The sequence below is a fragment of the Actinocatenispora rupis genome (genome assembly GCF_016861975.1).
Lineage (GTDB): Bacteria > Actinomycetota > Actinomycetes > Mycobacteriales > Micromonosporaceae > Actinocatenispora > Actinocatenispora rupis.
On the sequence record NZ_BOMB01000062.1, the window covers coordinates 1 to 5,373 of the forward strand.

General features: G+C 57.9%; 3 rRNA genes. All 3 read left to right on the forward strand.

Going from position 1 to position 5,373, the window contains the following annotated elements:
* The first annotated feature begins 164 nt into the window (after window positions 1-164).
* Window positions 165-1,685: ribosomal RNA gene (locus tag Aru02nite_RS36235) — 16S ribosomal RNA — on the forward strand.
* Window positions 1,686-2,045: 360 nt separating this feature from the next.
* Window positions 2,046-5,161, forward strand: a 23S ribosomal RNA gene (locus Aru02nite_RS36240).
* A gap of 85 nt (window positions 5,162-5,246) precedes the next feature.
* Window positions 5,247-5,363 (forward strand): 5S ribosomal RNA (gene rrf, locus Aru02nite_RS36245).
* Together the 16S, 23S and 5S rRNA genes form the textbook arrangement of a ribosomal RNA operon.
* Window positions 5,364-5,373 lie beyond the last annotated feature (10 nt).

Genomic DNA, 5,373 nt, shown 5'->3' on the forward strand with positions numbered 1-5,373 from the left:
AAGGTGTGTGTTTGTTTCTTGAGAACTCAACAGGGTGTTTAAAAGCCAGTGCATTAGTTTTGCCCCGTGCCATGGCCTGTGAGGGTTGTGGTGGGGTTCCTTTGATGCAATACACGGTCCCGTTGGGGATGGTGTTTTTGCTGGGATGGTTTTCCATCAGGTTTTTGGTGGAGAGTTTGATCCTGGCTCAGGACGAACGCTGGCGGCGTGCTTAACACATGCAAGTCGAGCGGAAAGGCCCTTTCGGGGGTACTCGAGCGGCGAACGGGTGAGTAACACGTGAGTAACCTGCCTTCAGCTTTGGGATAACCCCGGGAAACCGGGGCTAATACCGGGTATTCACAGCGTCTCGCATGGGATGGTGTGGAAAGGGATTTACCGGCTGGAGATGGGCTCGCGGCCTATCAGCTTGTTGGTGGGGTGATGGCCTACCAAGGCGACGACGGGTAGCCGGCCTGAGAGGGCGACCGGCCACACTGGGACTGAGACACGGCCCAGACTCCTACGGGAGGCAGCAGTGGGGAATATTGCGCAATGGGCGGAAGCCTGACGCAGCGACGCCGCGTGGGGGATGACGGCCTTCGGGTTGTAAACCTCTTTCAGCAGGGACGAAGCGAAAGTGACGGTACCTGCAGAAGAAGCTCCGGCTAACTACGTGCCAGCAGCCGCGGTAAGACGTAGGGGGCGAGCGTTGTCCGGATTTATTGGGCGTAAAGAGCTCGTAGGTGGCTCGTCGCGTCGGTTGTGAAAACCCGCAGCTTAACTGTGGGCTTGCAGCCGATACGGGCGGGCTAGAGGCAGGTAGGGGAGAGTGGAATTCCTGGTGTAGCGGTGAAATGCGCAGATATCAGGAGGAACACCGGTGGCGAAGGCGGCTCTCTGGACCTGTTCTGACGCTGAGGAGCGAAAGCGTGGGGAGCGAACAGGATTAGATACCCTGGTAGTCCACGCCGTAAACGTTGGGCGCTAGGTGTGGGAACCACTCCACGGTTTCCGTGCCGTAGCTAACGCATTAAGCGCCCCGCCTGGGGAGTACGGCCGCAAGGCTAAAACTCAAAGGAATTGACGGGGGCCCGCACAAGCGGCGGAGCATGCGGATTAATTCGATGCAACGCGAAGAACCTTACCTGGGTTTGACATCGCCGGAAATCTCACAGAGATGTGGGGTCCTTCGGGGCCGGTGACAGGTGGTGCATGGCTGTCGTCAGCTCGTGTCGTGAGATGTTGGGTTAAGTCCCGCAACGAGCGCAACCCTTGTCCGATGTTACCAGCGGGTTATGCCGGGGACTCATCGGAGACTGCCGGGGTCAACTCGGAGGAAGGTGGGGATGACGTCAAGTCATCATGCCCCTTATGTCCAGGGCTTCACGCATGCTACAATGGCCGGTACAGAGGGCTGCGATACCGCAAGGTGGAGCGAATCCCTAAAAGCCGGTCTCAGTTCGGATCGGGGTCTGCAACTCGACCCCGTGAAGTCGGAGTCGCTAGTAATCGCAGATCAGCAACGCTGCGGTGAATACGTTCCCGGGCCTTGTACACACCGCCCGTCACGTCACGAAAGTCGGTAACACCCGAAGCCCATGGCCTAACCCTTTGGGAGGGAGTGGTCGAAGGTGGGACTGGCGATTGGGACGAAGTCGTAACAAGGTAGCCGTACCGGAAGGTGCGGCTGGATCACCTCCTTTCTAAGGAGCATCTTGGCGAGGGAAACCTTGTCCAGGGCCAGGCGGAAGCGAGTGTCTTTCGCTGGTTGCTCAGTGGTGGAGTGCTGGCTAGTTCTGGATCGGCAACGGCGTGGTCTGTGAGTACTGCCTCCTTGGTGGGGTTCAGGAAAGTGGGCTGGGTGCGGCTGGTCTGGTAGACACCCTGTTGGGTCCTGAAGAAACAGGCACTTGTGTTTGTTGCTTCGGGATGGCGGCCCTGCGCGGCCAACATACCGTCTTGACCAGTCATTGTGTGGTTGGTTGGGGGTCTGGTGTTGGCGGTTGGTGTGTGGGGTTCTGCGCGTTGTTTGAGAACTACACAGTGGACGCGAGCATCTTTGTGGTCAAGTAATTAAGGGCACATGGTGGATGCCTTGGCACCAGGAGCCGATGAAGGACGTGGGAGGCTGCGATATGCCTGGGGGAGTTGTCAACCGAGCTGTGATCCCAGGATTTCCGAATGGGGAAACCCAGCACCAGTCATGTGGTGTTACCCGCGCCTGAATATATAGGGCGTGTGGAGGTAACGCGGGGAAGTGAAACATCTCAGTACCCGTAGGAAGAGAAAACAACCGTGATTCCGTGAGTAGTGGCGAGCGAAAGCGGAAGAGCCTAAACCGAGCGCATGTGATAGCCGGCGGGCGTTGTGTGTTCGGGGTTGTGGGGCTTGCTGTGACTCCTCCGCTGGGGGGTCGGGCAGTGAGAAAGTTGTGTGCTAGCCGAAAGGTCTGGAAAGGCCTGCCGTAGAGGGTGATAGTCCTGTAGGCGAAAGTGCACAGCCTGTCTATGCGAGTTCCCGAGTAGCGGCGGTCCCGTGTAAGCCGCCGTGAATCTGCCAGGACCACCTGGTAAGGCTAAATACTCCCTGGTGACCGATAGCGGACTAGTACCGTGAGGGAAAGGTGAAAAGCACCCCGGGAGGGGAGTGAAATAGTACCTGAAACCGTGTGCCTACAATCCGTCGGAGCTGTGTTTTCGGACATGGTGACGGCGTGCCTTTTGAAGAATGAGCCTGCGAGTTAGTGGTGCGTGGCGAGGTTAACCTGTGTGGGGGAGCCGTAGCGAAAGCGAGTCCGATAAGGGCGTTGAGTCGCGTGTCCTAGACCCGAAGCGGAGTGATCTACCCATGGGCAGGCTGAAGCGCGGGTAAGACCGTGTGGAGGGCCGAACCCACCAGGGTTGAAAACCTGGGGGATGACCTGTGGGTAGGGGTGAAAGGCCAATCAAACTCCGTGATAGCTGGTTCTCCCCGAAATGCATTTAGGTGCAGCGTCGCGTGTTTCTTGCCGGAGGTAGAGCACTGGATGGCCTAGGGGGCTTACCAGCTTACTGAAGTCAGCCAAACTCCGAATGCCGGTAAGTGAGAGCGCGGCAGTGAGACTGTGGGGGATAAGCTTCATAGTCGAGAGGGAAACAGCCCAGATCACCAGCTAAGGCCCCTAAGCGTGTGCTAAGTGGAAAAGGATGTGGGGTTGCCGAGACAACCAGGAGGTTGGCTTAGAAGCAGCCACCCTTGAAAGAGTGCGTAATAGCTCACTGGTCAAGTGATCCCGCGCCGACAATGTAGCGGGGCTCAAGCACACCGCCGAAGCTGTGGCATTCACACGTTAGCTTGGCGACGGCCTTCGGGTTGTTGTCTAGGTGTGTGGATGGGTAGGGGAGCGTCGTGCCACGGGTGAAGCAGCCGGGTGACCGAGTTGTGGACGTGGTGCGAGTGAGAATGCAGGCATGAGTAGCGAAAGCAGGGTGAGAAACCCTGCCGCCGGATGTCCAAGGGTTCCAGGGTCAAGCTTTTCTGCCCTGGGTAAGTCGGGACCTAAGGCGAGGCCGAGAGGCGTAGTCGATGGACAACGGGTTGATATTCCCGTACCCGCGAAGAAGCGTCCCTGATGAAACTCATTGTGCTAACCCTTGATGTTGCTGGAGACCTTCGGGTTGATGGTGGCGGATCGGGGATCCTGGTGGGGAGTAGTCAAGCGATGGGGTGACGTAGGAGGGTAGCTGAGCCCGGCCGGTGGTTGTGCCGGGGTAAGCGTGTAGGGCGTGGTGTAGGTAAATCCGCACCGCATGAGCCTGAGACGTGATGCCGAGCCGATTTTGGTGAAGTCAGTGATCCCATGCTACCGAGAAAAGCCTCTAGCGAGCTTCGAGCGGCCCGTACCCCAAACCGACACAGGTGGACAGGTAGAGAATACCGAGGCGATCGGGTGAACTGTGGTTAAGGAACTCGGCAAATTGCCCCCGTAACTTTGGGAGAAGGGGGGCCGGACGCGTGATCCCACTTGCTGGGGGAGCGTGGTATGGCCGCAGAGACCAGGGGAAAGCGACTGTTTACTAAAAACACAGGTCCGTGCGAAGTTGTAAGACGATGTATACGGACTGACGCCTGCCCGGTGCTGGAACGTTAAGGGGACCTGTTAGCTCTTTCGGGGGCGAAGCGGAGAACTTAAGCGCCAGTAAACGGCGGTGGTAACTATAACCATCCTAAGGTAGCGAAATTCCTTGTCGGGTAAGTTCCGACCTGCACGAATGGCGTAACGACTTTCCCGCTGTCTCAACCACAGGCCCGGCGAAATTGCATTACGAGTAAAGATGCTCGTTACGCGCGGCAGGACGGAAAGACCCCGGGACCTTTACTATAGCTTGGTATTGGCGCTCGGTTCGGCTTGTGTAGGATAGGTGGGAGCCTGTGAAACCTTCACGCTAGTGGGGGTGGAGGCAATCTTGAAATACCACTCTGGTCGTACTGGGTGTCTAACCTCGGGCCATGATCTGGTTCAGGGACAGTGCCTGGTGGGTAGTTTAACTGGGGCGGTTGCCTCCTAAAGAGTAACGGAGGCGCCCAAAGGTTCCCTCAGCCTGGTTGGCAATCAGGTGGTGAGTGTAAGTGCACAAGGGAGCTTGACTGTGAGACTGACGGGTCGAGCAGGGACGAAAGTCGGGACTAGTGATCCGGCACTTGCGTGTGGAAGCGGTGTCGCTCAACGGATAAAAGGTACCCCGGGGATAACAGGCTGATCTTCCCCAAGAGTCCATATCGACGGGATGGTTTGGCACCTCGATGTCGGCTCGTCGCATCCTGGGGCTGGAGTAGGTCCCAAGGGTTGGGCTGTTCGCCCATTAAAGCGGTACGCGAGCTGGGTTTAGAACGTCGTGAGACAGTTCGGTCCCTATCCGCCGCGCGCGTTGGAGACTTGAGAAGGGCTGTCCCTAGTACGAGAGGACCGGGACGGACGAACCTCTGGTGTGCCAGTTGTCTTGCCATGGGCACGGCTGGTTGGCTACGTTCGGAAGGGATAACCGCTGAAAGCATCTAAGCGGGAAGCCTGCTTCGAGATGAGGTCTGCCACCCCTTTGTGGGGTAAGGCCCCCAGGAGATGACTGGGTTGATAGGCCGGAGGTGTAAGCACAGTAATGTGTTGAGCTGACCGGTACTAATAGGCCGAGGGCTTGACCACAATTACGTTTGCGTCCACTGTGTGGTTCTGGAACCACGCGCAGCACACCCGGGGTTGGGGTGTGGGCGTCTGGTTTGTGAGATGTTTCGGTGGTTTTAGCGAGGGGGAAACGCCCGGTCCCATTCCGAACCCGGTAGCTAAGCCTCTCAGCGCCGATGGTACTGCACTCGGGAGGGTGTGGGAGAGTAGGACACCGCCGGACTTAACATGAA